Source organism: Peribacillus sp. SIMBA_075 (assembly GCF_046534585.1).
In genome coordinates, this window is record NZ_JAWRYN010001318.1 from 1 (window position 1) to 246 (window position 246).

A 246-nucleotide genomic window follows, 5' to 3' on the forward strand; every position below is an offset into this window, starting at 1 on the left:
CTTTGTTTGTCCTTCAAATTGTGGATTTGGATGCTTAATTGACACGATTGCTGTTAAGCCTTCACGAACATCCTCACCAGTTAAATTACTATCCGCATCTTTTAAAATATTATTTTTACGACCATAATCGTTAATTACACGTGTTAGAGCAGTCTTAAAACCTACCTCATGTGTACCGCCTTCATACGTATGAATATTATTTGTAAATGAATAAATATGATTTGTATAGCCTTCGTTATATTGAAG

1 pseudogene is annotated in these 246 nt (G+C 32.9%); it reads right to left on the minus strand.

The window, feature by feature from the left end:
- Positions 1-246: pseudogene (locus SB775_RS32625) on the minus strand (DNA topoisomerase IV subunit B); the annotation flags it as partial.